The following is a 23,340-nucleotide window of genomic DNA, read 5'->3' as shown; positions in this document are numbered from 1 at the left end:
ATTACGTAAAAATACATAAGTAGATGCCCGCCATCGATTACCAGACCGCTTTCCAGCTCGCCCCCGTGGGGCTGGTGCTGTCCCGCGAGCGCAAGATCGAAGACTGCAACGACGAGGTCTGCCGCATCTTCGGCACCACGCGGCAGGCGCTGATCGGCGAATCGTTCCAGGTACTCTACCCCACCGCAGACGAATTCGAGAGGACCGGCGCACGCATCGTACCGATCATGAACAAGCGCGGTATGTACTCGGACGAACGGATCATGAAGCGGGCCAGCGGGGAACTGTTCTGGTGCCACGTCACCGGTCGCTCGCTGGACCGATCTCAGCCGCTGGGTGCGGGCATCTGGACGTTCGAGGACCTCTCCCAGAAGCGCCAGGTCACGGCGGAACTCACTGCACGCGAGCGCGATATCGCCGCGCAGCTTGTGGAAGGCAAGACCAGCAAGCAGATCGGCAAGCTGCTGGCGATCAGTCCGCGCACCGTCGATATCTATCGGGCGCGGCTGATGAAGAAATATGGGGCCAGTACGTCGGTGGATCTGGTGCAGCGGTTGGTGAACCACTGAGCGCTTCCCTTGCGCTGGTTCCGTCGTATCACCCTTCGATGATTGCCCTGATCTCCGGCGGCACCGGCACCGACTTTTCGATCGAGTAATCGCACCACACCACCTTGGCGCCGCCCTCAGCCCACACCACATCAGGCATGTCGGTACGCACGATTTCCATACGCGTCTCGAAGCTCGTGCGGCCAAGCTGGCCGGCATAGAGCCGGCATTCGATCGTGCCCGGATAGCGCAACTGCTTCAGGAACGTCATATGGGCATTGATGATGACCGGCCCCTGCCCGTTCGGATCCTTGCCACCGCGACCGAGCGACGCAAACCACTCGATGCGCGCCTGTTCCAGGTACTGGAAATAGACAGTGTTGTTGACATGGCCCATCGCGTCCATGTCGCCCCAGCGGATCGGCAGGACCGCTGTAAAGACGTGCTTCATCACGATCTCCAATGCAACAGGCCCGCCGATACCGACGGGCCTGCCCGATGATTTAGCGCTTGGCGATCGAGGCTTCCGCCTTGGTCACCAGATCGGCGCCAATCTGCTTCTTCCACTTGTCGTAGACCTTGGCGGTGGCCTTGCGGAAGGCGTCATGCTCGGCCGGCGTCAGGTGCGTGACCTTCACGCCGTGGGTCTCCATGTCCTTCCACGCCGGCGCGCCCGGCTCGGCCAGGCCCTTGCGGGCCAGCGCGATTTCCTGCTTGCCGGCGTCGATGGCGGCCTGCTTGACGATCTCGCGGTCGGCCGGCGTCCAGCTTTCCCAGATCTGCTTGTTGACCACGAAGATCAGCGGATCGGCCACGTAGCCCCAGGTCGTCACGAACTTCTGGCCCACCGTGTACAGCTTGGCCGCGGCGAACACCGATTGCGGGTTCTCCTGGCCATCCACGGCGCCCGATGCCATGGCCGGCTGTGCATCGGCCCAACTCATCTGCGTCGGATTGGCGCCCAGCGCGTTGAAGGTCTCGATGTACAGCGGCGAGCCCACCACGCGCAGCTTCATGCCCTTGAGGTCTTCAGGCTTGTGGATTTCCCTCTTCGAGTTGGACACTTCGCGAAAACCGTTTTCGCCCCATGCCAGCGGCACCACGCCCGCTTTTTCCAGCGTCGTGAAGATGTGCTTGCCGACTTCGCCCTGCGTCAGCGAATCCAGCGCCTTGTAGTCGGGCATCAGGAACGGCAGCGAGAACAGGTTCAGCTCCTTGACCTGCGGCGACCAGTTGATGGTCGAGCCCACGGCCATGTCGATCACGCCCTGGCGGATCGCCGAGAACTCGCGCGTCTGGTCGCCGGCGACCAGCGAGGTGCCCGGGTACAGCTTGATGTTGATGCGGCCGTTGGTGCGCTGCTTGACCAGGTCGGCCCAGATCTCGCCGCCCTTGCCCCACGGGAATGCCGGGCCGAGCACCAGCGACATCTTGTACTCGGGCTTGTAGGTCTGGGCCATGGTGGCGGCGGGCGCAAAGGCGGCAGCGGCGATCGTGGCAGCGATCGACAGCATCAGGGCACGGCGTTTCATCAGGTCTCTCCTCTTGGGAATCGTTGCTTGCAGCTTGTTGTATGTAGCGGGCATCAATAGCCCAGATAGTCCGGCAACCACGTCGCCAGCGGCGGATAGGCCAGCACCATCAGCATGGCGATGAACATCGCCAGCAGCATCCAGACCACCCAGGGCACGGTCTCCTCCATGCGCACGCGGGCAATCCGGCACGACACCATCAGGTTCACGGCCAGCGGCGGCGTGAACTGCCCCAGCGCCACCTTGAGCGTGAGCACCACCCCGAACCACACCGGGTTCCAGTGGAACGCGTTGGCGATCGGCAGCAGCAGCGGCACGAAGATCAGGAAGATAGAAATGCCGTCCAGGAACATGCCAACCGTCATCAGCAGCAGCACGATCAGCGCCAGCACGCCGTATTCGCCGAGACCGGAGTTGGCGATCGCGTTTGCGAGCGGGTCAATGACGCCGAGCGTCGACAGCGCATACGCGAAGATGCCAGCCAGCGCGACCACCAGGAGGATCACGGCCGAGGTCTCCGCCGCCTCCTGGAAGATCACGAACAGGTCCTTCATGCCAATGCTGCGGTAGATCACCATGCCCACGAACAGGCCATAGACCACCGCAACCACCGCGGCTTCGGTTGGCGTGAACCAGCCGGCGCGCATGCCACCGAGAATCAGGAATGGCGCGACCAGGCCCCAGGCTGCCTCGCGCAGGCTCTTCCAGAACGGCGGGCGCGGCAGCGCGGCTTCGATGGCGCCCATGTTGTGCTTGCGGGCCAGCCACACCGCCGGCACGATCAGCGCCACGCCGGCCAGCACGCCCGGGATCATGCCGGCCGCGAACAGCGCAGGCACCGAAGCACCCGGCACCAGCACGCTGTAGATGATGAAGGCCACCGAAGGCGGAATCAGGATGTCGGTCGCCGCCGCGGCGCCGACCACTGCCGCGCTGTACGAACCCGGATAGCCGGCCCGCGACATCGCCGCGATCATCACGCCGCCGACGGCGGCCGCGTTGGCGGGGCCAGAGCCCGAAATGCCGCCGAGAAACATGGCCACCAGAATGGCGACCAGCGGCAGCATGCCGGGGCCACGCCCGACGATAGCGATGGCAAACGTCACCAGGCGCTGCGCCACGCCAGAGCGATCAAAGATCGATCCGACCAGCACGAACATGGGAATGGCCAGCAGCGGATACTTGGCCAGACCGGCATAGAAGTTCTGCGGCACGGCCAGCAGGCCGAACATCTGGGTATCGAGGTTCGACAGGCCGATGGCGACAAGCCCGCCAAGGCCCAGCGATACGCCGATGGGCACGCCCAGCAGCATCAGGCCGATAAAGACCACGAACAGGATGATGGCGACCAGTGTCATGGCTTGCGCCCCGCTTGTTCGTTGCGGGCGGCATGCAGCCCCTTGAGCGCGCGCACGTTGCGCGCCATCAGCCCGAACGCGCGCAGCGCGATCGCGGCCGACAGCACGGGCAACCAGACCGAGTACCACCAGCTCGGTACGCCGATGCCTGGGGACGTTTCGCCAAAGGTGTATTCATCCCACGTAATGCGCGCCCCCAATACTGCCAACGCGATAAACATCACGGCGACCGCCAGCGCCGACAGGATGGCCAGCCGTTTCTGCCGTGCCTCGCTGCCACGCTCGAAAAAAAATTCGATACGGATATTCCGATCGCGCGCCACGGCCGCACTGCCGGCCACTAACGCGAGCACGATCATCAGAAAGACCGAGAATTCCTCGGTCCATGCGAACGATTCGTCGGTGAAGTAACGGACCACCACATTGGCGAAGGTGATGCAGACCAGCAGCACCATCACGATCACGCCGATCCAGTCCTCGACGCGGGGTGACACCCGGAAGTCGGCGTCTTGCGCCTCGTCTGCCGCCTGCGGGATGACCGCGGAATCGACGACGTGTTGCGGCACGGCGTCACGCCGTGCCTGCTCTTGTTGCTCCATCTCCCCGGCCTCCGGTCCGGGCTGCTCGGGCGAATCAGGCTGATCGGCCACCGCAGCTTATTTTGTATGTAAAGACTTAATCAGAAAACATGGCGGATTATGCCAAGACTGGGCCGCCCTGTATCGGGTTTTATGATTACCCGAGTGGAAGACACGCTCGAATATCGCCCAAGGGGACCGGATAAGCCCTGGAACGACCCATGAAAAACGCTGCCCGCCGGCTTTTGGCCCGGGCAGCGGAGCGGCGTCTCGACGCCTGTTGCCTTCCCCCTTTGGGGTCAGACCATGCCGTCGTCGGCGGTGATCACAGCGCCGTTAATGAATTGCGACTGGTCAGAAGACAGCAGAAGCAGCAGGCCATCCAGGTCTTCCGGCTTGCCCAGGCGCTTGCGGGGCAGCATCTGGATCAGCTTCTGGCCGGCATCGGTATCCCAGTGATGGTGGTTGATGTCGGTGTCGATATAGCCGGGGCAGATCGCATTCACGTTGATGCCGTGGCGCGCCCACTCGAGCGACATCGCTTTGGTCATGTGGACCACCGCGGCCTTGCTCATGCAGTAGATGCCGATTTGCGACAGCACCTTCAGGCCAGCCACCGACGCGACATTGATGATGCGCGCCTGCGGCAGCGGGTTGCCATTCTTCTCGGCGCCCTTCGCACGCGCAATCATGCGCTTGGCGACTTCCTGCGCGACGAAGAAGGCGCCGCGCGTATTGGTGTCGAAGACAAAATCGAAGTCTTCCGTGGTGACGTCGGTCAACCGTTGCGTCGTGGAGACGCCCGAATTATTGACGAGGATGTCGATGGATCCCGCCTCGGTTTCCGCGTGCGCGACAGCCGAACGGATGCTGGCCTGGTCGGTCACGTCCAGGCGCACCACATGGGCGCTGCCGCCATCGGCCTCGATCGATGCGCGCAGGTCCTTGAGGCGCTCGGTGCGGCGCGAGGCCAGCACCACCTTGGCGCCGGCGGCGGCGAGAACGGTTGCAAAACGCGAGCCCAGCCCGCTCGAGGCACCGGTCACCAGCGCGACCTTGCCCTCCAGATTGATCGACAAACCCATATCTGCCTCTGTGTGCCCGCTGACCATGTGGCGTACCCTGCCTAACGTGATTCGAAAGGCAGGATACCAAAAAAAAGAACGACCGTTCCAAAAAAAATCTTGCCTGAGGGTGACGAGTCCCGGACAATGCCGGAGATTCTAAGAACTTGGCTAGTAAAGGGAAAGAGGGAAAACGCGCGGAACCGCGCATCCTGGCGCCCTTTGCGCGCAGGCCGGTTCGCTACGAACAAACAAGCATTTCCCACAATTGCAGGCAAGGCGCCAAGAAACAGAGGGTTAGAGACAATGGATCAGCAGCAACTCCTGGAGCAGTTCGGGCCACGTGAGGCCATGGAATACGATGTGGTCATCGTCGGCGGCGGTCCTGCCGGCCTGGCCACGGCCATCCGCCTCAAGCAACTGGCACAGGAGAAGGGCAACGACGTCAACGTCTGCGTGCTCGAAAAGGGCTCGGAGCCCGGCGCGCACATCCTGTCTGGCGCCATCATGGACCCCCGCGCACTCAATGAACTGTTCCCGAACTGGAAGGAACTGGGCGCGCCGCTGAACCAGCCCGTCACCGAGGACCGCTTCCTGTTCCTCAACGAATCCGGCTCCAAGGGCACCCCGAACGCGCTGCTGCCGGAATGCTTCCACAACCACGGCAACTACATCGTCAGCCTGTCCAACGTCACGCGCTGGCTGGGCCAGCAGGCTGAAGCGCTGGGCGTGGAAATCTTCCCCGGCTTCCCGGCCGCTGAGGTGCTCTACAACGAAGACGGCTCGGTCAAGGGCGTGGCCACCGGCAACATGGGCATCGGCAAGGAAGGCGAGCCCACCGACAACTTCCAGCTCGGCATGGAGCTGCATGCCAAGTACACGATTTTCGCCGAAGGCGCGCGCGGCCATCTGGGCAAGCAGCTGATCGCGAAGTTCAAGCTCGACGCCGGCAAGGACCCGCAGAGCTACGGTATCGGCATCAAGGAATTGTGGGAAATCGACCCGGCCAAGCACAAGCCTGGCCTGGTGGTTCATACCGCCGGCTGGCCGCTGGATCCGGCCACCTACGGCGGCTCGTTCCTGTACCACATGGAAGACAACAAGGTCGCGGTCGGTTTCGTGGTCGGCCTCGACTACAGCAACCCGTGGCTGTCGCCGTTCGAGGAATTCCAGCGCTTCAAGACCCACCCGGAGATCCGCACGTTCTTCGAAGGCGGCAAGCGCCTGTCCTACGGCGCGCGCGCAATCACCGCAGGCGGCCTGCTGTCGCTGCCGAAGACCGTGTTCCCGGGCGGCGCTCTGGTCGGCTGCGATGCTGGCTACCTGAATGCCTCGCGCATCAAGGGCAGCCACGCCGCGATCAAGACCGGCATGATGGCCGCTGAAGCCGCCTATGACGCGCTGCAAGCCGGCCGCCAGGGCGACGAGCTGACCGCCTACCCGGCCGCGTTCGAGCAGAGCTGGCTGCACAAGGAACTGCTGCAGGCCAAGAACTTCAAGCAGTGGTTCAAGAAGGGCCGCACCACCGCCACGCTGATGACCGGCATCGAGCAATGGCTGCTGCCGAAGCTCGGTATCCGCAACCCGCCCTGGACCATCCACCGCACCAAGCCGGACCACGTCTACCTGAAGCCGGCGGCCGAGTGCGAGAAGATCGTCTACCCGAAGCCGGACGGCAAGCTAACCTTCGACCGCCTGAGCTCGGTGTTCATCAGCAACACCAACCACGAAGAAAACCAGCCGGCTCACCTGACGCTGAAGGACGCCAGCGTGCCGGTCAACGTCAACTGGGAAAAGTTTGCCGGCCCCGAAAGCCGCTACTGCCCGGCCGGCGTGTACGAGTTCGTGCAGGACGAGGCCTCCGGCAAGGAGCGTCTGCAGATCAACGCGCAGAACTGCGTGCACTGCAAGACCTGCGACATCAAGGACCCGACGCAGAACATCGTGTGGGTCACGCCGGAAGGCGGCGGCGGCCCGAACTATGTGAACATGTAAGGGCTGTGCCCGGCCATTGGCCGGGCCTCCAAACGAGAAGAGGCACCCGCGGGTGCCTCTTCTCGTTTGATGCGGTGTATCAGCGGTGGACGCCCAGACCGCTGCTGGTCAGCAATTGCTCGTAGATGAAGCACTGAAGCAAGGTCATCTCGCGTTCACCCAGTACGTCGAACGAAATGCCGAAGGACGGGAATTCGGCGTCCGCAGTGTCGCTGGTAACGGCGCGGACCCAGGCATCGGCAACGATCTCGCTATCGAGCGATGCGGTGCGCAGGCGGAAGCGTAGCTGCACACGGCTGCCCGTGACGGGCGCCGGCCCGGCAGCATGTATCTGCGCTCCTCCGGTGCTGAGGTCCGACACCATGACCAAGCGCGCGGCACCGTTTGCCATCTCGGCGGAAAACGCGTCTTGATCCGCCTCCTGAAAACTTTCCTGCGACTGGGTCATGTAGGCAGCCATCCGGGTCGGCACACGTGCCGCCTTGCGCACCGGCATCTGGTCAAGCTGCGAGGGCGCCGACAACACCAGATAGCGAAACGGGCTACGGCAGACCGCGGTGATCGTCGAGGTAAAGCTGTGGATGACACGGCCCGAGAATCCGCGTAGCAGCAGCGTATCGCCCGCTTGCACAGGCAGATCCCGCCCGCCCAGTTGCGGCCAGGTCATGAACAAACCCTGTTCCACGAAGCCGATCAAGCGGCTGGCCGCGGCGCGGCTGTTGTCGCCCGGCTGTTTGACGTGCAATAGTGTCCCGACCTGCAACCCCAGCGGGCCCCGCGGAAGCGGATCATCCTGGGAATCCCCGCCCGAATCCGCTTCCAGGCGGCACAGTTCGCCATGGCGGAACACCAGCGCAACATCGCGCGTATCGGGAATAACGTTGCCGCTGCCCAGCACCAGATTGCCGTCGCCGTCTAGCAGCGACCAGGGCAAGGGAGCCCCCACGGGAAGATCGTTGGGCGAGAGATGGATCATGATTACTCCGGCATGCGATGCGGCCAAGGCCTGACAGATTGTGTGGCGACTGCGGACTGCGCAGTATGCGCCACCCGTTTCATATCGACGCGTATCGGAAAACATTGAGCGACATTTTCAAGCGCGGGCGGCCGCCTCTTGACGATCAGGACTCCGATCGGCAGAATCCAATCGAAATCTGTCTGACAGCCTGACACTTAAGAATCATCGTGGATATCCTGCCCCGCCCGGCCTCGCTGGCCAACCGCATCGCCCAATCGCTACGCGAGGACATTGCCGCGGGCCGGTTCGCAACCGGCGCGCGCTTGCCCGCCGAGTCGGCACTGGCCGAAAAGTTTGGCGTGAGCCGCCCGATCGTGCGCGAGGCGATCGCTTTGCTTAAGGCGGACGGCATCCTCGTAACGCGCAAGGGAGCTGGCGCCTACGTCTCTGATACCCCAGGCGGACAAGCGTGGCGCGTCGCCAGCGCACCGGACGGCGGTCCGACGCTGGCCCAGCTGTTCGAGCTGCGCATGGTCGTGGAAACCGCGTGCGCCGAAATGGCCGCGGCACGCAGGACAGAGGCGGACCTGCTGCAGATCCGCGAGGCACTGGCTGGCATGCAGGACCAGGCCGGCGATTTCGCGGCCGCGGCTGCTGCCGATATCGCGTTTCACCACGCCATCGCCCAGGCCGCGCACAACCCGTGCTTCACCGGGCTGACCGATTTCGTCAGCCAGCAGATGCTGGCCGCGCGCCAGCGCGCCTGGGAAAACACCGCCCGCTTGCAGGTTCGGGACGGCGCCGCGCGGGCCGCGGATTCAGAACACGCGGCGCTGGTGGACGCGATTGCCGGCGGCAACCCGGCCACTGCGCGGCAGGCGGCACTCGACCACCTGAACGCCGCCGCCGGACGGCTGGGCCTTCGCCTGGCCTGAGACGGTCAGGCGCATATCGAATACAGCATCAACCAGAACAAGGGAAAGACTATGGAGAACGTCGATTGCGTGGTGATCGGTGCAGGCGTCGTCGGGCTGGCTGTCGCCAGGGCGCTGGCGCAGAACGGGCGCGAAGTGATCATCCTGGAGGCCGAGAATGCGTTCGGCACCATTACCAGCGCGCGCAACAGCGAGGTGATCCATGCCGGCATCTACTATCCGGCCGGCTCGCTCAAGGCCGAACTATGCGTACGCGGCAAGGAGATGCTGTACGAGTACTGCGCCTCGCACCACGTTGCCCATCAGCGTTGCGGCAAGCTGATCGTCGCCACGAGCGAGGCGCAGGTCGCCACGCTGGAAGGCATCCGAGCGAAGGCCGCGGCCAATGGCGTGCATGACATGCAGCTGCTGACCCGAGCCGAAGCGCAGGCCCTGGAGCCGCAACTGCAATGCCACGCCGCCCTGCTCTCGCCATCGACCGGCATCGTGGACAGCCACGGCTTGATGACAGCGCTGCTCGGCGACGCCGAAAGCGCGGGCGCGATGCTGGCCGTACAGTCGCCGGTGCTGCGCGGCGCGATCACGCCTGCAGGCATCGAGCTTGAAGTCGGCAGCGAGGACGGCGGCAGCACCACGCTGCTGGCCCGCTCGGTCGTCAACTCGGCCGGCCTGACCGCGCCCGAACTGGCTCGGCGTATCGACGGCATGCCGGAAGACCACATCCCGCCGCAGTATTACGCCAAGGGCTGCTATTTCACGCTAGCCGGGCGTGCGCCGTTTTCGCGCCTGATCTATCCGGTGCCCGAAGCCGCCGGCCTCGGCGTGCACCTGACGATCGACATGGGCGGGCAAGCCCGCTTCGGCCCGAATGTGCGATGGATCGACGACATCGAATACAGCGTCGACCCCGCTGATGCAGACAGCTTCTATGACGAGGTGCGCCGCTACTGGCCGGCGCTCGCCGACGGGGCGTTGCAGCCCGGCTATGCCGGCATCCGTCCGAAGATCAGTGGCCCGCATGAAGTTGCCGCCGATTTCCGCATCGATGGCCCCGCGGTGCACGGCGTGCCGGGACTGGTTCACCTGTTCGGCATCGAGTCCCCGGGGCTGACCTCGTCGCTGGCCATCGCCGAACGCGTGGCCGCCGAATTGTCCTGAGCCGCGCCCGAGCCGCTACGGAAACTCATCGCGGCACAGATGGCACCCGCGGCAGCAGCGGCCGCCGCAAGACCGAAGGTATGCGCGGGGGCGAGCGCCTTCCAGGTCCAGCCCATCACCAGCCCACCCAGTGTGCCGCCAACGCCGTAGGAAATCCCCGTGTACAGCGCCTGTCCCCTGCCCTGCAGCGGCCCGGCGAACCAGTGCTGCAGGCGCTTGAGGCTGGCGCTGTGGTGCGCGGCAAACGTGGCGGCGTGGAGCACCTGCACGGCGGCCATCAGCCACAGCGCTTCCGGAAAGTAGCCGGTCAGCCCAAATCGCACCGCGGCCAGCACGAAGGTCCCGGCCAGGATCGTCCCGAGCGGCACGCGCGCGAACAACCGGCCCTGGAAATAGAAGAACACGATCTCGGCAACCACGCCGATCGTCCACATCACGCCGATCGCAAACTTGCTGTACCCCAGCCGCTCCAGATAGAGTGAATAGAACACGTACAGCGCCGCGTGCGCGAACATCATCAGGAACGCCGACGCGAAGAACCACGCCACATCGGGCCGCCGCAGCAACGGCAGTGCGGGCGGCGGTCGCACGCGCGGACCCTCGTCGGGCGCGTCGCGCATGCCGAACACCATCGCCATCAGGATCGCGAGCATCGTGCTGGCGACCCATGGAAAGGTCTGCATGCCGAGTTGCTGGAACAGCGCGCCGCCCGCCAATACGGCTGCGATGAAACCGACCGAGCCGAACATGCGGATGCGGCCATAGCGGTGGTCAAACGCGCCGTAGCGGCGCAGCGTGGAAATGGTCAGGGCATCGCCGAGCGGCGACATCGCGCTGGTGATGAGGCTGATGGCCACCATCATTGCCATCATGCCGCCGTAGCTATGCACGGCCGGCAGCGTAAGGAACGCGGCGAGTGCGCCCACGGCCGTGAAACGCAGGATGCGCACGCGCGTGTGCATCATGTCCGAAAGCCAACCCCACAGGTACGGGCCGAGGATGCGGCTGAACTGGAATGAGGCCATCAGCACGCCGATCTGCACGGCGTTGAAGCCGCGCGCGGCGAAGAACAGGCTGACGAACGGCGAAATCACGCCGACGTAGCCGTAGTACCCCAGGTAGAAGAGACCGAAGCGGCCATATTCGGGCCGCGCCGGAACGGCGCTGACGGTCTCGGGCGCCGCGGCCAACTCAGCCGGGCTGGCCAGGGGCCTGCGCGGGGATGCGCGGCGTGTCCACCTTGACGTCGCCGCACTGCGCGCGGTGGCGCAGCGCGTGGTCGACCAGCACGAGCGCGAGCAGCGCCTCGGCGATCGGCGTCGCGCGGATGCCCACGCACGGATCGTGGCGGCCGAAGGTCTCGACCGTCGCGGCATTGCCGGCCTTGTCGATCGACTCGCGCGGCGTGCGGATGCTGGAGGTCGGCTTGATCGCCAGCGACACGGTGATGTCCTGACCCGTGGAAATGCCCCCGAGGATGCCACCCGCGTTATTGCCGCGGAAGCCCTGCGCGGTAAGCTCGTCGCCGTGCTCGCTGCCGCGCTGCTCCACGCTCTTGAAGCCGGCGCCAATCTCCACGCCCTTGACCGCGTTGAGGCCCATCATCGCATGCGCGATATCGGCATCGAGGCGATCGAACAGCGGCTCACCAAGGCCCACTGGCACATTGCTGGCAACGACTTCGATGCGCGCGCCGACCGAATCGCCGTCGCGGCGCAGCGCGTCCATATAGGTTTCGAGTTCCGGAACGATGTCCGCATTGGCGGCGAAGAACGGGTTCTCGGGCACATGCGACCAGTCGCTGAACGGCACCTCGATTTCGCCCAGCTTCGACATATAGCCGCGGATTTCCGTGCCGAACTGCTCGCGCAGCCACTTCTTGGCCACGGCGCCCGCCGCCACGACCGGTGCGGTCAGGCGCGCCGACGAGCGGCCGCCGCCGCGATAGTCGCGGATGCCGTACTTCTGCCAGTAGGTGTAGTCGGCATGCCCGGGGCGGAACGTCTCGACGATATTCCCGTAGTCCTTGCTGCGCTGGTCGGTGTTGCGGATCAGCAGGCAGATCGGCGTGCCCGTGGTCTTGCCTTCGAACACGCCCGACAGGATCTCGACCTGGTCCGGTTCCTTGCGTTGCGTGACGTGCCGCGAAGTACCCGGCTTGCGGCGGTCCAGGTCGCCCTGGATATCGGCTTCGGTCAGATCCATGCCCGGCGGGCAACCGTCCACCACCGCGCCGATGGCGGGCCCGTGCGATTCGCCGAAGGTGGTGACAGTGAAGAGCAGGCCAAGGGTATTGCCGGACATGATGGAAACCGCACAGAAATTGGGGACGGCCTACATTGTAAGGCCATTGCCGCCGGTTCTGCGCCCGCTTGCCGCTCAGCGGCGCGACAGGTCGCCGCTGAGCGCGGTGGCGGGATCGAAATCGGGATAGAACTCCTGGCGCATGCGTTCGACGTAGGCGACGAGGTTGGAATGTTCTTCCGCGGCCGTGCGGATCGGGGTGTCAAAGACCGGGCACAGCAGGCTGCCGGCAAACGCGAACAGCGTGGCATCGGCGCCGCATGGCTTGCCTCCCATCAGGTACTGGCGGTCGCCAAGGATGTCTGCGATCGATGTCACGCCCTTGTTGGCCAGCGCTACCAGCTCTTCTTCGCTATGCCGCCCCAAACCCTGATTCCACAATGTGCGGCGCACCTTGTGCCGTACGAGCCGCTCGGCCAGCCCACGCATCGGCGCGGGCACGCCCCGGAAGAACTGCGCTGGACCGCGCTCGAAGTTCGCCTCATCGAGCCACCGTACGCGCGCCACGGCCCAGTACAGGTTGTCTTCCATGAGCTTCTCGGCGGCCCAGGCGATGCCCCGCTCTTCCGTGCTCAGATCCCCATCGAAATCGATGTGGTAAGTTTTCTCGATATGCCAGCGGATCAGCGTGGAATCGGCCACGATGCGCCCCATATCGTCGAGATAGGGCAGCTTGCCCTTGGGCGCACGCCGCAGGCTGCCGCGCCTGGTCTCGTATGGCAGGCCGGCGAGCTTGAGCAGCATTTCGGCCTTCGTGACGAACGGGCTGGCGTCGGGAAGGCCAAAAGCGGGTCCGAACGTGTAGAGCGTCAGCATGGCGAGGTCGGAAAGGATGGCGTCAGAGCGCCGGCTAGCGCCATTCGCCGCGCAGCGAGGTCACCATCTGCTGCAGGCCTTCCGGCGTAGCGCTTTCCGGCGGCACCGGCTCGCCCACGACGAGCTCAAGCCGGCTCAGGATGCCGCGCCGGAACGGCCGCGTCATGGCCGCCCCGCCCTTGCGCGAGAAGAAGCTGCCCCACAGGCCGCGCAAGGCCATGGGCACCACCGTGACCGGCGTGCGCTGGATGATCTGCTGCACGCCCTGCTTGAACGGATTGATCTCTCCGTTAGCGGTGATCTTGCCTTCCGGGAAGATGCAGACCAGGTCCCCGTCCTGCAACGCAGCGGCCACGTCATCGTAGGCCTTGGCCAGCAGCGCGGGATCTTCATGCGCGGGCGCGATCGGAATAGCACGCGCATGCCGGAAGAACGACGACATCAACGGGACCTTGAAGATGCGATGGTCCATCACGAAGCGCACGGGGCGCGGGCTGGCAGCCATCAGCACCACCGCATCGGCGAAGCTCACGTGGTTGCAGACGAGCACGGCCGGGCCGTCTGCCGGGATACGCTCGGCATTCACCCGACGCAGCCGGTACACCGTATGCACCAGGATCCAGGCCACGAAGCGCAGCAGGAATTCCGGTACCAGCGAGTAGATGTAGATCGCGACCAGCGCATTGAGCAGCCCCACCACCAGGAACAGCTCCGGAATGCTGAAGCCCGCCTGCGTGAGCGCCACGCCTAGCAGCGAAGCGCCGATCATGAAAAAGCTGTTGAGGATGTTGTTCGCGGCGATGATCCGCGCACGATGCGTCGGCGCACTGCGGCTCTGGATCAGTGCATACAGCGGCACGCTGTAGAAACCGCCAAACATCGCGAGCAGCAGCAGGTCCGCCAGCACGCGCCAGTGGCGCGGCTCGGCAAGGAAGCCGCCGATACCCGTCAGCGTGCCGCTCGCCTGCCCGTGGCTGGCGAAGTACAGGTCCACGGCAAACAGCGTCATGCCGATCGAGCCGAACGGCACCAGGCCGATCTCGACATGCCGGCCCGACAGCCGTTCGCACAGCAGCGAGCCGATGCCGATGCCGATCGAGAACACCGCGAGCAGCAGCGTCACCACGTTCTGGTCGCCACCAAGCACGTCCTTGGCAAAGCTGAAGAACGACGTCAGGAACGTCGCGCCGAGAAACCACAGCCACGAAATGCCAAGCAGGCTCAGGAAGACCGTGCGGTTCTCGCGCGCCAGCATCAGGTTGCGCCAGGTCTCCGTGAACGGGTTCCAGTTGATGCGCAGGTCGGGCTGTGGCGCGGGCGACACGGGCACGCCGCCGGACACGACGCGCCCAGCCACGGCAATGGCGATGCAAGCGATGCCGACGTACAGCGGACCCATGAGCTTGCCACCCTGCTCCAGGCCTGCCATTTCGCCGCCGATCAGCGTGCCGATCAGGATCGCGACAAAGGTGCCCATCTCGACCAGCCCGTTGCCGCCAACCAGTTCGGTTTCGTCGAGGTGCTGCGGCAGGTAGGCGAACTTCACCGGGCCGAACAGCGTGGAATGCAGCCCCATCAGGAACGTGCCTGTATAGAGCAGCGTCGCGCTGTGCCAGGCAAATCCGGCGCACCCGAGCACCATGATGGCGATCTCGAGCGACTTCACCAGTCGGATCAGGCGCGACTTTTCGATCTTGTCGGCGATCTGCCCGCTGGTCGCAGAAAACAGCACGAACGGAGCGATGAAGATCGCAGAGATCAGGAATGCGGCGCTGCGGGCATCCACGCCCTCGAACAGTGCCGTGTGGTAGGTCACCAGCGAGGTGAAGGCGACCTTGAAGACGTTGTCGTTCATCGCCCCCAGGAACTGGGTCCAGAAAAATGGGGCGAAACGGCGCGCGCCGAGCAGTCGGAACTGGCTGTGTTGGCTCATGTTGGCAGGCCCGGGGGCCCGGATCGGTTGGCCCCGGGATTCTGCCGGGGCGGCTTTCCGGCCGCCATCATGCCATCAGCGCATGGCCGGACTGCACCGGGCCGGGACAGACCAGGCCCGGCGTTGCTCAGTCTGCGCGCTCTTCGGGCCAGTCGCGGATATAGGCCTTGAGCATCTTGTTCTCGAAGCTCTGGTCTTCCACCACGGCCTTGGCCACGTCGTAGAACGAGATCACGCCCATCAGCGTGCGGTTGTCGAGGATCGGCAGGTAGCGGGTGTGACGCTCCAGCATCATGCGGCGGACCTCATTGACGTCGGTCTCCATGGTGCAGGTGAGCGGCGCATCATCCATCACCTTGCGGATGCTGGTGGTGCCGACGCTGCCGCCGTTCTTGGCCAGCGTCTCGATGATCTCGCGGAAGGTCAGCATGCCGACCAGGTCGCCGTACTCCATCACCACCAGCGAGCCGATGTCGTGCTCGGCCATGGTGTGGACGGCAACCAGCAATGCGGTGTCAGGCGTCACGGTGTAGAGCGTATTGCCCTTGATCTGGAGGATGTCGCTGACTTTCATATTTGTCTCCGCTACCGGTGCCTGCGGCATGGCGCCCGATGGGGCCTGATGCCTGATCTTTTCTGTTGCTGGGAAATTGGGATTTGCGCGGACAAGGGGGTGCCCGTGCGCCGATCCTAGCCGAAATCAGCCGCATAAGTAAAGCACAGGCCGGTTTCCGGGCGGATGGCCCCACCGTCTCACGCACGGTGCTACGATGCAGCCCGGAGACAACTCTCGCCCGAATCGCCATGTCTGGTACCCGTTTCGACACGCTGGCGCTGCACGCCGGCGCCGCGCCCGATCCCGCCACGGGGGCCCGGGCCACGCCCATCCACCTGAGCACCTCGTTCGTGTTCAAGGACAGCGAGCATGCCGCCTCGCTGTTCAACATGGAGCGCGCCGGCCACGTTTACTCGCGCATTTCCAACCCCACCGTGGCGGTACTGGAAGAACGCATTGCCGCACTGGAAGGCGGCGCGGGCGCGATCGCGACTGCCTCGGGCCAGGCTGCGCTGCACCTTGCCGTGGCCACGCTGATGGGCGCCGGCTCGCATATCGTTGCGTCCACCGCGCTGTATGGCGGCTCGCAGAACCTTCTGCATTACACGCTGCGCCGCTTCGGCATCGAGACCACCTTCGTCAAGCCGCGCGACATCGACGGCTGGCGCGCCGCCATCCGCCCGAACACGCGACTGCTGTTCGGCGAATCGCTCGGCAATCCGGGCCTCGATGTGCTGGACATCCCGACGCTGGCGCAGCTCGGCCAGGACAACGGCATTCCGCTGCTGGTCGATTCCACGTTCACCACGCCCTACCTGCTGCGCCCGTTCGACCACGGCGCGGGCCTGCTCTACCATTCGGCCACCAAGTTCCTGGGCGGCCACGGCACCACCATCGGCGGCGTGCTAGTGGAAGGCGGCACGTTCGATTTCGAGGCCTCCGGGCGCTTCCCGGAACTGTCGGAGCCGTATGAAGGCTTCCACAACATGGTCTTCACCGAGGAAAGCACGGTCGCTCCGTTCCTGCTGCGCGCGCGCCGCGAAGGCCTGCGCGACTTTGGCGCCTGCATGAACCCGATGGCCGCGTGGCAACTGCTGCAAGGCGTGGAAACGCTGCCGCTGCGCATGGCGCGCCATGTCGAAAACACGCGGCGCGTGGTGCAGTTCCTGGCGTCGAACCCGATGGTCGAATCGGTCGCGTATCCCGAACTGGAATCGCACCCCGACTACGAACTGGCCAAGCGCCTGCTGCCGCGCGGCTGCGGGGCGGTGTTCAGCTTCAACCTCAAGGGCAACCGCGAAGCCGGCAAGCGCTTCATCGAAAGCCTGTCGCTGTTCTCGCACCTGGCCAATGTCGGCGACGCCCGCTCGCTGGTGATCCACCCGGCCTCGACCACGCACTTCCGCATGGATGCCGCCGCGCTGCAGGCGGCCGGTATCACCGAGGGGACCATCCGCCTGTCGATTGGCCTCGAAGACGCCGACGACCTGATCGACGACCTCAAGCGCGGCCTGAAGGCTGCGGAGAAGGCGATGAGCGGCAAGGGAGGGCAAGCCTGATGGAACTGAAGATCGCAGGCCAGCCGGCCTACGCCTACACCGGTGGCAAGCCGTTCGACCCCACCTTGCCCTGCGCCGTGTTCGTGCACGGTGCGCAGAATGATCACAGCGTCTGGGCGCTGCAGACCCGCTGGTTCGCGAACCACGGCTTCTCCGTGCTGGCAGTGGACCTGCCGGGCCACAACCGCAGCAAGGGCGCGCCGCTGGCCACCGTCGAAGAGATGGCCGACTGGGTCATGTCGCTGGTGGCTGCCGCTGGCGTGACCGCGCCCGCGCTGGTGTTCGGCCACAGCATGGGCTCGCTGATCGCGCTCGAATGCGCGGCGCGCCATCCGCAGGCGGTGCGGGGTATTGGACTGCTGGCAACGGCTTATCCGATGAAGGTATCCGATGCCCTGCTGGACGCCGCGCTGAACCGAGAAGACCAGGCCATCGCCATGGTCAATGCGTGGTCGCACTCGAGCCTGGCCAACAAGCCGTCGTTCCCGGGACCCGGCGCATGGATGCAGGGCGGCAGCCAGCGACTGATGGAGCGCGTGTCGCGTAACAATCCGTCTATCCACGTGTTCCACAACGACTTCAAGGCCTGCAACAGCTATGCGCATGGCGAAGAAGCCGCGGCGGCGCTGGTCTGCCCGGCGCTGTTCATCACGGGCAGCAAGGACATGATGACCTCGCCCAAGGCCGCGCAGGCACTCGCCGCGAAGATGGCCAATGCCAGCATGGTGTCGGTGCCTTGCGGCCACGCCATGATGGGGGAGCGGCCGGACGAAGTGCTCGACGCCCTCGCCGCCTTCGCGCGCAAGGTGGTAGCGGCGCGCTGAGCGACCCCACCAGCGGACGGGCCGCGTGGCGCCGTCCGCACCTGCCGCGCCGGGCGGACTACACTTGGTCCTATCGGAACAAGGATTCGGAGACAGCCATGGCCGGCGCCCACACGCGCGAATTCGAAAGCTTTGCGGCGTTCTACCCCTACTATCTGAGCGAACACCAGGACCGCACCTGCCGGCGCCTGCATTTCGCCGGCTCGACCGTGGCCTTGCTTTGCCTGCTGATGCTGGTTGTTACCGGAAATGCCTGGTGGCTGCTCGGCGCGGTACTGTCCGGTTACGCCTTTGCCTGGGTGGGGCACTTCGTGTTCGAGAAAAATCGCCCCGCTACGTTCCGCCACCCGCTCTACAGCCTGATGGGGGACTGGGTAATGTATGCGGATATCCTGCGCGGGCGGATTCCGTTCTGAACACCCCCCGCCCTTTTATCCCCGCCTGCCCGGCGGGACCATCTCCAGCGCTGGTCGCAGTGTCTCGTTTGCCCCGGACGCCAGTGGATCCGTGGCAACCTGCTGCCTGAACACCACGTCCAGCGGCTGATCCAGCTGCGGATTGACCAGGATCGACTTGAGCACCTCGGCGCCCTGCAGCTGCTGCGCCACCGCCGTGCGCGGCAAGCGCGGCAAGTTCAGCACCAGCCGGTCATACAAGGTCCGCAGCGGCACCTGCGACGGATCGCACAGCAGCGCCCAGTGCGCCTGCCCGCGTTCCTGCTGCAGCTTGCCGATCAGATGCATGGCCTTGAGCTTGCCGAGCAGCACGCCGAGGTAATCGGCCTCCACGCGCAGCTTGCGGCTCAGGTCCATTTCCCCCACGCTGCGCGGTACTTCGTCGCGCGCCTTGTATAGCAGCAGCAGCACGCCGAGCGCATCGAAGAACTCACTGCCGGCGAAGGTACGCCGGCGCCAGTGACCTTGCCGCACGACCGGAAGATTGGCGGCGATGGTGGCGCCGAGCAGCGTCACCAGCCAGCTCAGGTAGATCCACAACAGGAAAATCGGCAGCGCCGCAAACGTGCCATAGACCGCCGTGTACGTCGGGATATGCGTGATGAAATAGCCAAACCCACGCTTGGCGAATTCGAATGCGATGGCTGCGACAAGCCCGGCCGCGATGGCGTCGCGCCACTCGACATAAGCGTTGGGGACCGCGGTATAGAGGAACGCAAACGCAAGCGCCGACAGCACGATAGGCGTCGCGCTGACCAGCAGCCCCAATCCGATCGGCATATTGCCGACATAGCCGGCAGACACCGAGATCAGGTACGAACTGACCGACAGGCTTGCGCCGATCAGCACCGGGCCGAATGTCAGCACAGCCCAGAACATCAGCACGCGCTGCGCAAATGGCCGGCGCTGCTTGACGCGCCAGATCCCGTTGAGCGCGTCCTCGACCGTCAGCATAGTCAGCACCGATGTCAGCATCAGGCCGCCAAGGCCCATGGCCGTCAGGCCGCGCGCACTCTTGGAAAACTGGCCGAGATAGCGCGAGATCGATTCGCTGACGTTGCCGGGAATCAGGTTCTGGAACAGGAAGGTCTCGATGTCCGAGCGGAATTCGCGGAACACCGGGAAGGCGGCCAGCAAGGCGAAGGCCACGGTCAGCACCGGCACGACCGACAGGAAGGTGGTGAAGGTGAGGCTGGCGGCAACCTGGGGCAGGCGGCCTTCGCCCGCGCGGCGCAGCGCGTAGCGCGAGAGCGCGCGCAGCTTCTGCAGACTCCATTCCCTGCGCAGGCGGGCAACGCGGGTTCCTAACATGCGGCAGCAGGCTCCTGTGTGTTGATGTGGAGAGGGGGCGACCCCGCTGACGTGGCGGGGGCACAACTATAATACGCGGATTGTTCCGCCTCCTCCGCCGTACACCCCGGGCCATACGCCTCAGGCAGCGCCCGCCGACCTGTTCCATGACCGACATCCTCGTCCTCTATTACAGCCGCCACGGCAGTACCCGCAAACTGGCCGAACTGATCGCCACCGGCATCGACAGCGTCCCCGGCGTCCAGGCGCGCCTGCGCACAGTGCCGCCTGTCTCCACCATCTGCGAAGCCACCGCTTCCGACATCCCTGCCGACGGCCCGCCCTATGCCGAATTGCGCGACCTCGAGGAATGCGCCGGCCTGGCGCTGGGCAGCCCGACGCGCTTCGGCAATATGGCTGCGCCGATGAAGTATTTTCTCGACGGCACCGTCGCCCAGTGGCTGTCGGGCGCGCTCACCGGCAAGCCGGCCTGCGTGTTCACCGCGACCGGAAGCCTGCACGGCGGCCAGGAAACCACCTTGCTGTCGATGATGCTGCCGTTGCTTCACCACGGCATGCTGATCATGGGGCTGCCCTATTCCGAGAAGGCGCTGATGACGACCACGGCCGGCGGTACCCCCTACGGCCCGAGCCACCACGCGCATGGCGACAACCGCGGCCCGGTCACCGACGACGAGGCCGCATTGGCCATGGCCATGGGAAAACGACTGGCCGAAGCGGCCCTGCGACTGGCAGGGGACCGCGCATGACCGCCGCGCCGGAGGTCAGCGACAGCGCCCTGCATAACGCCGCGCTGTATCGCCTGAGCGTCGGCAGCCTCGTCGCGCTGATGTTGCTGTGCATCGCGTGGGAGTGGTTCCTGGCACCGCTGCGGCCCGGCGGATCGTGGCTGGTCCTCAAGTTTCTGCCGCTGCTGCTGCCGTTGCGCGGCGTGCTTACGCGCGACCGCTACACCATGCAGTGGTCGTCGATGCTGATCCTGTTGTTCTTCACCGAAGGCGTCGTGCGCGCCACCAGCGACCGCGGGCCCTCTTCCACGCTGGCATGGATCGAAGTGGCGCTCACCCTGCTGTTCTTCTTCAGCACCATCTTTTACCTGCGCCCGTACAAGCGCCGGGCCAAGGCGTTGAAGACCACCTCGGCCGACACCGGCAAGTAGACGCACCCGGACACGACATGCCTGCCTCGCACCACGACTCCTTCCTCGATCTCTGCCGCGCCGCACTCGGTCCCCAGCACGTGTTGACCGATGCCGCCGACAAGGCGCCCTACCTGACCGACTGGCGCAAGCGCTACACCGGCGACGCCATTGCCATACTGCGCCCGGCCAATGCCGAGGAAGTCGCCGCCGCCGTGCATGCATGCCACGCCCACAAGATCGCCGTGGTGCCACAGGGCGGCAATACCGGCCTGTGCGGTGGCGCTACGCCGACCACGACGGATTCCGTGGTGATTTCGCTGCAGCGGCTGAACCGCGTACGGCAGGTCGATCCGCTCAATAACACCATCACGGTCGAATCCGGCGTCGTGCTGCAGCATCTGCAGGACGTGGCGCACGAACACGGCAGGCTGTTTCCGCTGAGTCTCGCGGCCGAAGGTAGCTGCACCATCGGCGGCAACCTGTCCACGAACGCTGGCGGCACCGCGGTGCTGCGCTACGGCAATACGCGCGAACTCTGCCTGGGGCTGGAAGTTGTGACGCCGAAGGGCGAGATCTGGCACGGCCTGCGCGGCCTGCGCAAGGACAACACGGGCTATGACCTGCGTGATTTGTTCATCGGCGCCGAAGGCACGCTCGGCATCATTACCGCTGCGGTCATGAAGCTGTTCCCGCTGCCGCGGGCAAGCGTTACGGCGCTGGCCGCCGTGGCGAGCCCGCGTGCGGCGCTGGCGCTGCTGGCCATCGCGCAATCGCATGCCGGTGCCATGCTGACCGGCTTCGAGCTGATGTCCGCGCTGAGCATGCGGCTCGTCACCACGCACTTCCCGCAGCTGCGCTACCCGTTTTCGGAGGTGCATCCGCAACTTGTGCTGATGGAGCTGTCCGATAGCGAAAGCGAAGACCACGCGCGCGCGATCTTCGAAAAGCTGATGCAGGTTGCCTTCGACACCGGCGTGGTCATCGACGCCGCGGTGGCCGAATCCGGGCAGCAGTCGCGCGATTTCTGGAACCTGCGTGAACACATTCCGCTTGCGCAGGTCGAGGAAGGCAAGAACATCAAGCACGACATCGCCGTGCCCGTGTCACGCGTGGCCGATTTCATCGAGACGACCGACGCGCTATTGCAGGTGTCGTTCCCCGGTGCACGCATGGTGACCTTCGGCCACCTCGGCGACGGCAACCTGCACTACAACGTATCGCCGCCGGCTGGCGTCGATCATGACGACTTCCTGCGCAACCAGGACGCCGTCAACCGCGTCGTGCATGACAGCGTGCATTCGCACGGCGGCTCGATCTCCGCCGAGCACGGCCTGGGCCAGCTCAAGCGCGAGGAGAACCGCCTTTACAAGAGCGAGGTAGAGCTGGCGATGATGCGTGCCATCAAGCAGGCACTGGACCCGCTGGGGCTGATGAACCCCGGCAAGGTCATCTGAACGCCGGCACCTCGCTGCGCACATAGGCCGCCACGGCCTCCAGCAGCAGATCGAGGTGCGCGCGCAGCATCGCAAACCCTTCGCTGCGGACAAAGCGCGCCTCGTCCAGATACAGCGCGCGATTGACTTCAATCTGCAAACTGTGCCGTCCGCGCGCGGGGTCCGAATAGGCGCCGATCAGCTCGGCGCCCTTGTAGGGCCAGTTGACCGACACGTTGTAGCCAAACCCGCGCAGACGTCCGGCCACCACCTCGATAAACTCGGCCGAACTGGTCTTGCCGTCCTGGTTGCTCACCACGAAATCCGGCCGTGCTGCGCCGTTGTCGATGTTCATCGCATTGCCGCGCGACTTCATCGAATGGCAGTCGATATGCCAGACCGCGCCGAATCGCGCGTGCTGCGTACAGATCAAGCCTGCAATCGCGGCGTGGTACGGATCGTAATACCGCTTTAGCAGTTGCTCCGCGAATGCGGCCGGCAGCCTGGACGCATAGACCGGAACGCCCGGCAGTGCCTGCCGGCGCAGTACGCCCATGCCTCTCCGGGCCTTGTCACTGGGTCGCAGCGGGTACGGCATCTGTCCTTCCAGCAGATCGGGGTCCAGGTCGTCGCGCGCGCGGTTGGCATCCACCAGCCAGCGCGGAAAGCCCGCGTGCAGCAGCGTGCCGCCCACTTGCGGCGCGTAGCCGAACAGTTCGTCGACATAGGCGTCCCAGCCGGTGAGCAACTGGTCCGGGGTCGCCGACATCGGCAGGATCTCGTCGTGATGGAGACCGCTGTGCGGAGAATCCACCACCAGGGGCAAGGCAGCGACGACAGGTTCGATCAGGGTGTAGGGATGGGGCATGGAACGGACAGACA

The 23,340-nt window shown here is 65.1% G+C and carries 23 protein-coding genes; 10 read left to right on the top strand and 13 right to left on the bottom strand.

The features are described 5' to 3' along the window. Positions 1-23 precede the first annotated feature (23 nt). Positions 24-569 carry a PAS and helix-turn-helix domain-containing protein gene (locus ACIGJG_RS06520; protein WP_011297440.1) on the top strand — a complete coding sequence of 182 codons (546 nt, stop codon included), beginning with the start codon at positions 24-26 and terminating at the stop codon, positions 567-569. 28 nt (positions 570-597) lie between these two features. On the opposite strand, the gene ACIGJG_RS06515 is transcribed toward ACIGJG_RS06520, so the two are convergent. From ACIGJG_RS06515 to ACIGJG_RS06495, 5 genes are all read right to left on the bottom strand, one after another. Continuing rightward, positions 598-999 (bottom strand): acyl-CoA thioesterase, encoded by a 402-nt coding sequence (locus ACIGJG_RS06515; protein WP_011297439.1) that lies wholly within the window; start codon positions 997-999, stop codon positions 598-600. 52 nt (positions 1,000-1,051) lie between these two features. Continuing rightward, entirely contained in the window at positions 1,052-2,080 is a 1,029-nt protein-coding gene (locus ACIGJG_RS06510) for a DctP family TRAP transporter solute-binding subunit (RefSeq protein WP_041679555.1), read from the bottom strand. Positions 2,081-2,133: 53 nt separating this feature from the next. Then, on the bottom strand, positions 2,134-3,438 hold the full coding sequence (locus ACIGJG_RS06505) for a TRAP transporter large permease (RefSeq protein WP_211951307.1): 1,305 nt from the start codon (positions 3,436-3,438) through the stop codon (positions 2,134-2,136). Further along, positions 3,435-4,037, bottom strand: coding sequence for a TRAP transporter small permease (locus ACIGJG_RS06500; RefSeq protein WP_011297436.1), 603 nt, complete (start codon positions 4,035-4,037; stop codon positions 3,435-3,437). Before ACIGJG_RS06500 ends, ACIGJG_RS06505 begins: the two co-directional genes overlap by 4 nt. 278 nt (positions 4,038-4,315) lie before the next feature. Next, entirely contained in the window at positions 4,316-5,101 is a 786-nt protein-coding gene (locus ACIGJG_RS06495; RefSeq protein ID WP_041679554.1) for an SDR family oxidoreductase, read from the bottom strand. 285 nt (positions 5,102-5,386) lie between these two features. On the opposite strand from ACIGJG_RS06495, the gene ACIGJG_RS06490 reads away from it, so the two are divergent. Beyond that, a complete protein-coding gene (locus ACIGJG_RS06490) occupies positions 5,387-7,075 on the top strand; it encodes an electron transfer flavoprotein-ubiquinone oxidoreductase (RefSeq protein WP_011297434.1) in 1,689 nt (562 codons plus the stop codon). Between the two features lie 79 nt (positions 7,076-7,154). Here ACIGJG_RS06490 and ACIGJG_RS06485 read toward each other — a convergent pair whose 3' ends face one another. Continuing rightward, positions 7,155-8,051: a flagellar brake protein gene (locus ACIGJG_RS06485; protein ID WP_140950005.1), complete on the bottom strand. Its 897-nt coding sequence runs from the start codon at positions 8,049-8,051 to the stop codon at positions 7,155-7,157. Between the two features lie 209 nt (positions 8,052-8,260). Between ACIGJG_RS06485 and ACIGJG_RS06480 the strand changes: the two genes are divergently transcribed. Continuing rightward, complete coding sequence (locus ACIGJG_RS06480; RefSeq protein WP_483672920.1) at positions 8,261-8,968, top strand: FadR/GntR family transcriptional regulator; 708 nt, start codon at positions 8,261-8,263, stop codon at positions 8,966-8,968. 51 nt (positions 8,969-9,019) lie between these two features. Continuing rightward, on the top strand, positions 9,020-10,126 hold the full coding sequence (locus ACIGJG_RS06475; RefSeq protein WP_140950007.1) for an NAD(P)/FAD-dependent oxidoreductase: 1,107 nt from the start codon (positions 9,020-9,022) through the stop codon (positions 10,124-10,126). Here the strand turns inward: ACIGJG_RS06475 and ACIGJG_RS06470 are convergent. The 5 genes from ACIGJG_RS06470 to ACIGJG_RS06450 form a co-directional block, all read right to left on the bottom strand. Beyond that, positions 10,048-11,316 (bottom strand): MFS transporter, encoded by a 1,269-nt coding sequence (locus ACIGJG_RS06470; RefSeq protein ID WP_483672919.1) that lies wholly within the window; start codon positions 11,314-11,316, stop codon positions 10,048-10,050. The genes ACIGJG_RS06475 and ACIGJG_RS06470 overlap by 79 nt on opposite strands. 1 nt (position 11,317) lies before the next feature. Continuing rightward, on the bottom strand, positions 11,318-12,430 hold the full coding sequence (gene aroC / locus ACIGJG_RS06465) for a chorismate synthase (RefSeq protein WP_011297429.1): 1,113 nt from the start codon (positions 12,428-12,430) through the stop codon (positions 11,318-11,320). A 75-nt stretch (positions 12,431-12,505) separates the two neighbouring features. After that, positions 12,506-13,246, bottom strand: a complete 741-nt coding sequence (locus ACIGJG_RS06460; RefSeq protein WP_483672918.1) for a glutathione S-transferase C-terminal domain-containing protein — start codon at positions 13,244-13,246, stop codon at positions 12,506-12,508. Positions 13,247-13,280: 34 nt separating this feature from the next. Next, a complete protein-coding gene (locus tag ACIGJG_RS06455) occupies positions 13,281-15,179 on the bottom strand; it encodes an MFS transporter (protein WP_011297427.1) in 1,899 nt (632 codons plus the stop codon). A 127-nt stretch (positions 15,180-15,306) separates the two neighbouring features. Further along, entirely contained in the window at positions 15,307-15,753 is a 447-nt protein-coding gene (locus tag ACIGJG_RS06450) for a CBS domain-containing protein (protein ID WP_011297426.1), read from the bottom strand. 230 nt (positions 15,754-15,983) lie between these two features. On the opposite strand from ACIGJG_RS06450, the gene ACIGJG_RS06445 reads away from it, so the two are divergent. The 3 genes from ACIGJG_RS06445 (at position 15,984) to ACIGJG_RS06435 (ending at position 18,534) form a co-directional block, all read left to right on the top strand. Beyond that, positions 15,984-17,294, top strand: coding sequence for an O-acetylhomoserine aminocarboxypropyltransferase (locus tag ACIGJG_RS06445; protein ID WP_011297425.1), 1,311 nt, complete (start codon positions 15,984-15,986; stop codon positions 17,292-17,294). After that, complete coding sequence (locus tag ACIGJG_RS06440; protein WP_140950010.1) at positions 17,294-18,118, top strand: alpha/beta fold hydrolase; 825 nt, start codon at positions 17,294-17,296, stop codon at positions 18,116-18,118. Before ACIGJG_RS06445 ends, ACIGJG_RS06440 begins: the two co-directional genes overlap by 1 nt. Positions 18,119-18,216: 98 nt before the next feature. Further along, a complete protein-coding gene (locus ACIGJG_RS06435; protein ID WP_011297423.1) occupies positions 18,217-18,534 on the top strand; it encodes an Mpo1-like protein in 318 nt (105 codons plus the stop codon). A 15-nt stretch (positions 18,535-18,549) separates the two neighbouring features. Here the strand turns inward: ACIGJG_RS06435 and ACIGJG_RS06430 are convergent, their stop codons facing one another. Continuing rightward, positions 18,550-19,884: a YihY family inner membrane protein gene (locus ACIGJG_RS06430; protein ID WP_011297422.1), complete on the bottom strand. Its 1,335-nt coding sequence runs from the start codon at positions 19,882-19,884 to the stop codon at positions 18,550-18,552. A 146-nt stretch (positions 19,885-20,030) separates the two neighbouring features. On the opposite strand from ACIGJG_RS06430, the gene wrbA reads away from it, so the two are divergent. Genes wrbA through ACIGJG_RS06415 form a run of 3 tightly spaced genes read left to right on the top strand, consistent with a single transcriptional unit; the run spans position 20,031 to position 22,479 of the window. Beyond that, the gene (wrbA, locus tag ACIGJG_RS06425; protein WP_011297421.1) at positions 20,031-20,633 is read left to right on the top strand and encodes an NAD(P)H:quinone oxidoreductase; all 603 of its coding nucleotides are present in this window, start codon (positions 20,031-20,033) and stop codon (positions 20,631-20,633) included. Beyond that, a complete protein-coding gene (locus tag ACIGJG_RS06420) occupies positions 20,630-21,043 on the top strand; it encodes a DUF2069 domain-containing protein (protein ID WP_011297420.1) in 414 nt (137 codons plus the stop codon). The genes wrbA and ACIGJG_RS06420 overlap by 4 nt, the downstream gene beginning before the upstream one ends. 17 nt (positions 21,044-21,060) lie before the next feature. Beyond that, a complete protein-coding gene (locus ACIGJG_RS06415) occupies positions 21,061-22,479 on the top strand; it encodes an FAD-binding oxidoreductase (protein WP_483672917.1) in 1,419 nt (472 codons plus the stop codon). Here ACIGJG_RS06415 and ACIGJG_RS06410 read toward each other — a convergent pair. After that, positions 22,472-23,326 carry an N-formylglutamate amidohydrolase gene (locus ACIGJG_RS06410; protein ID WP_220631499.1) on the bottom strand — a complete coding sequence of 285 codons (855 nt, stop codon included), beginning with the start codon at positions 23,324-23,326 and terminating at the stop codon, positions 22,472-22,474. The genes ACIGJG_RS06415 and ACIGJG_RS06410 overlap by 8 nt on opposite strands. Between the last annotated feature and the right edge of the window lie 14 nt (positions 23,327-23,340).

The sequence above is a fragment of the Cupriavidus sp. C1SS-2L genome (genome assembly GCF_057073735.1).
The sequence above is the reverse complement of the archived record's forward strand: the minus strand, read 5'-3'. Positions and strand labels throughout refer to the sequence as shown.

Coding starts and splice junctions, on each gene's coding strand:
- ACIGJG_RS06520 (WP_011297440.1), top strand. CDS start 24: ATGCCCGCCATCGATTACCAGACCGCTTTCCAGCTCGCCCCCGTGGGG.
- ACIGJG_RS06515 (WP_011297439.1), bottom strand. CDS start 999: ATGAAGCACGTCTTTACAGCGGTCCTGCCGATCCGCTGGGGCGACATG.
- ACIGJG_RS06510 (WP_041679555.1), bottom strand. CDS start 2,080: ATGAAACGCCGTGCCCTGATGCTGTCGATCGCTGCCACGATCGCCGCT.
- ACIGJG_RS06505 (WP_211951307.1), bottom strand. CDS start 3,438: ATGACACTGGTCGCCATCATCCTGTTCGTGGTCTTTATCGGCCTGATG.
- ACIGJG_RS06500 (WP_011297436.1), bottom strand. CDS start 4,037: ATGGAGCAACAAGAGCAGGCACGGCGTGACGCCGTGCCGCAACACGTC.
- ACIGJG_RS06495 (WP_041679554.1), bottom strand. CDS start 5,101: ATGGGTTTGTCGATCAATCTGGAGGGCAAGGTCGCGCTGGTGACCGGT.
- ACIGJG_RS06490 (WP_011297434.1), top strand. CDS start 5,387: ATGGATCAGCAGCAACTCCTGGAGCAGTTCGGGCCACGTGAGGCCATG.
- ACIGJG_RS06485 (WP_140950005.1), bottom strand. CDS start 8,051: ATGATCCATCTCTCGCCCAACGATCTTCCCGTGGGGGCTCCCTTGCCC.
- ACIGJG_RS06475 (WP_140950007.1), top strand. CDS start 9,020: ATGGAGAACGTCGATTGCGTGGTGATCGGTGCAGGCGTCGTCGGGCTG.
- aroC (WP_011297429.1), bottom strand. CDS start 12,430: ATGTCCGGCAATACCCTTGGCCTGCTCTTCACTGTCACCACCTTCGGC.
- ACIGJG_RS06460 (WP_483672918.1), bottom strand. CDS start 13,246: ATGCTGACGCTCTACACGTTCGGACCCGCTTTTGGCCTTCCCGACGCC.
- ACIGJG_RS06455 (WP_011297427.1), bottom strand. CDS start 15,179: ATGAGCCAACACAGCCAGTTCCGACTGCTCGGCGCGCGCCGTTTCGCC.
- ACIGJG_RS06450 (WP_011297426.1), bottom strand. CDS start 15,753: ATGAAAGTCAGCGACATCCTCCAGATCAAGGGCAATACGCTCTACACC.
- ACIGJG_RS06445 (WP_011297425.1), top strand. CDS start 15,984: ATGTCTGGTACCCGTTTCGACACGCTGGCGCTGCACGCCGGCGCCGCG.
- ACIGJG_RS06440 (WP_140950010.1), top strand. CDS start 17,294: ATGGAACTGAAGATCGCAGGCCAGCCGGCCTACGCCTACACCGGTGGC.
- ACIGJG_RS06435 (WP_011297423.1), top strand. CDS start 18,217: ATGGCCGGCGCCCACACGCGCGAATTCGAAAGCTTTGCGGCGTTCTAC.
- ACIGJG_RS06430 (WP_011297422.1), bottom strand. CDS start 19,884: ATGTTAGGAACCCGCGTTGCCCGCCTGCGCAGGGAATGGAGTCTGCAG.
- wrbA (WP_011297421.1), top strand. CDS start 20,031: ATGACCGACATCCTCGTCCTCTATTACAGCCGCCACGGCAGTACCCGC.
- ACIGJG_RS06420 (WP_011297420.1), top strand. CDS start 20,630: ATGACCGCCGCGCCGGAGGTCAGCGACAGCGCCCTGCATAACGCCGCG.
- ACIGJG_RS06415 (WP_483672917.1), top strand. CDS start 21,061: ATGCCTGCCTCGCACCACGACTCCTTCCTCGATCTCTGCCGCGCCGCA.
- ACIGJG_RS06410 (WP_220631499.1), bottom strand. CDS start 23,326: ATGCCCCATCCCTACACCCTGATCGAACCTGTCGTCGCTGCCTTGCCC.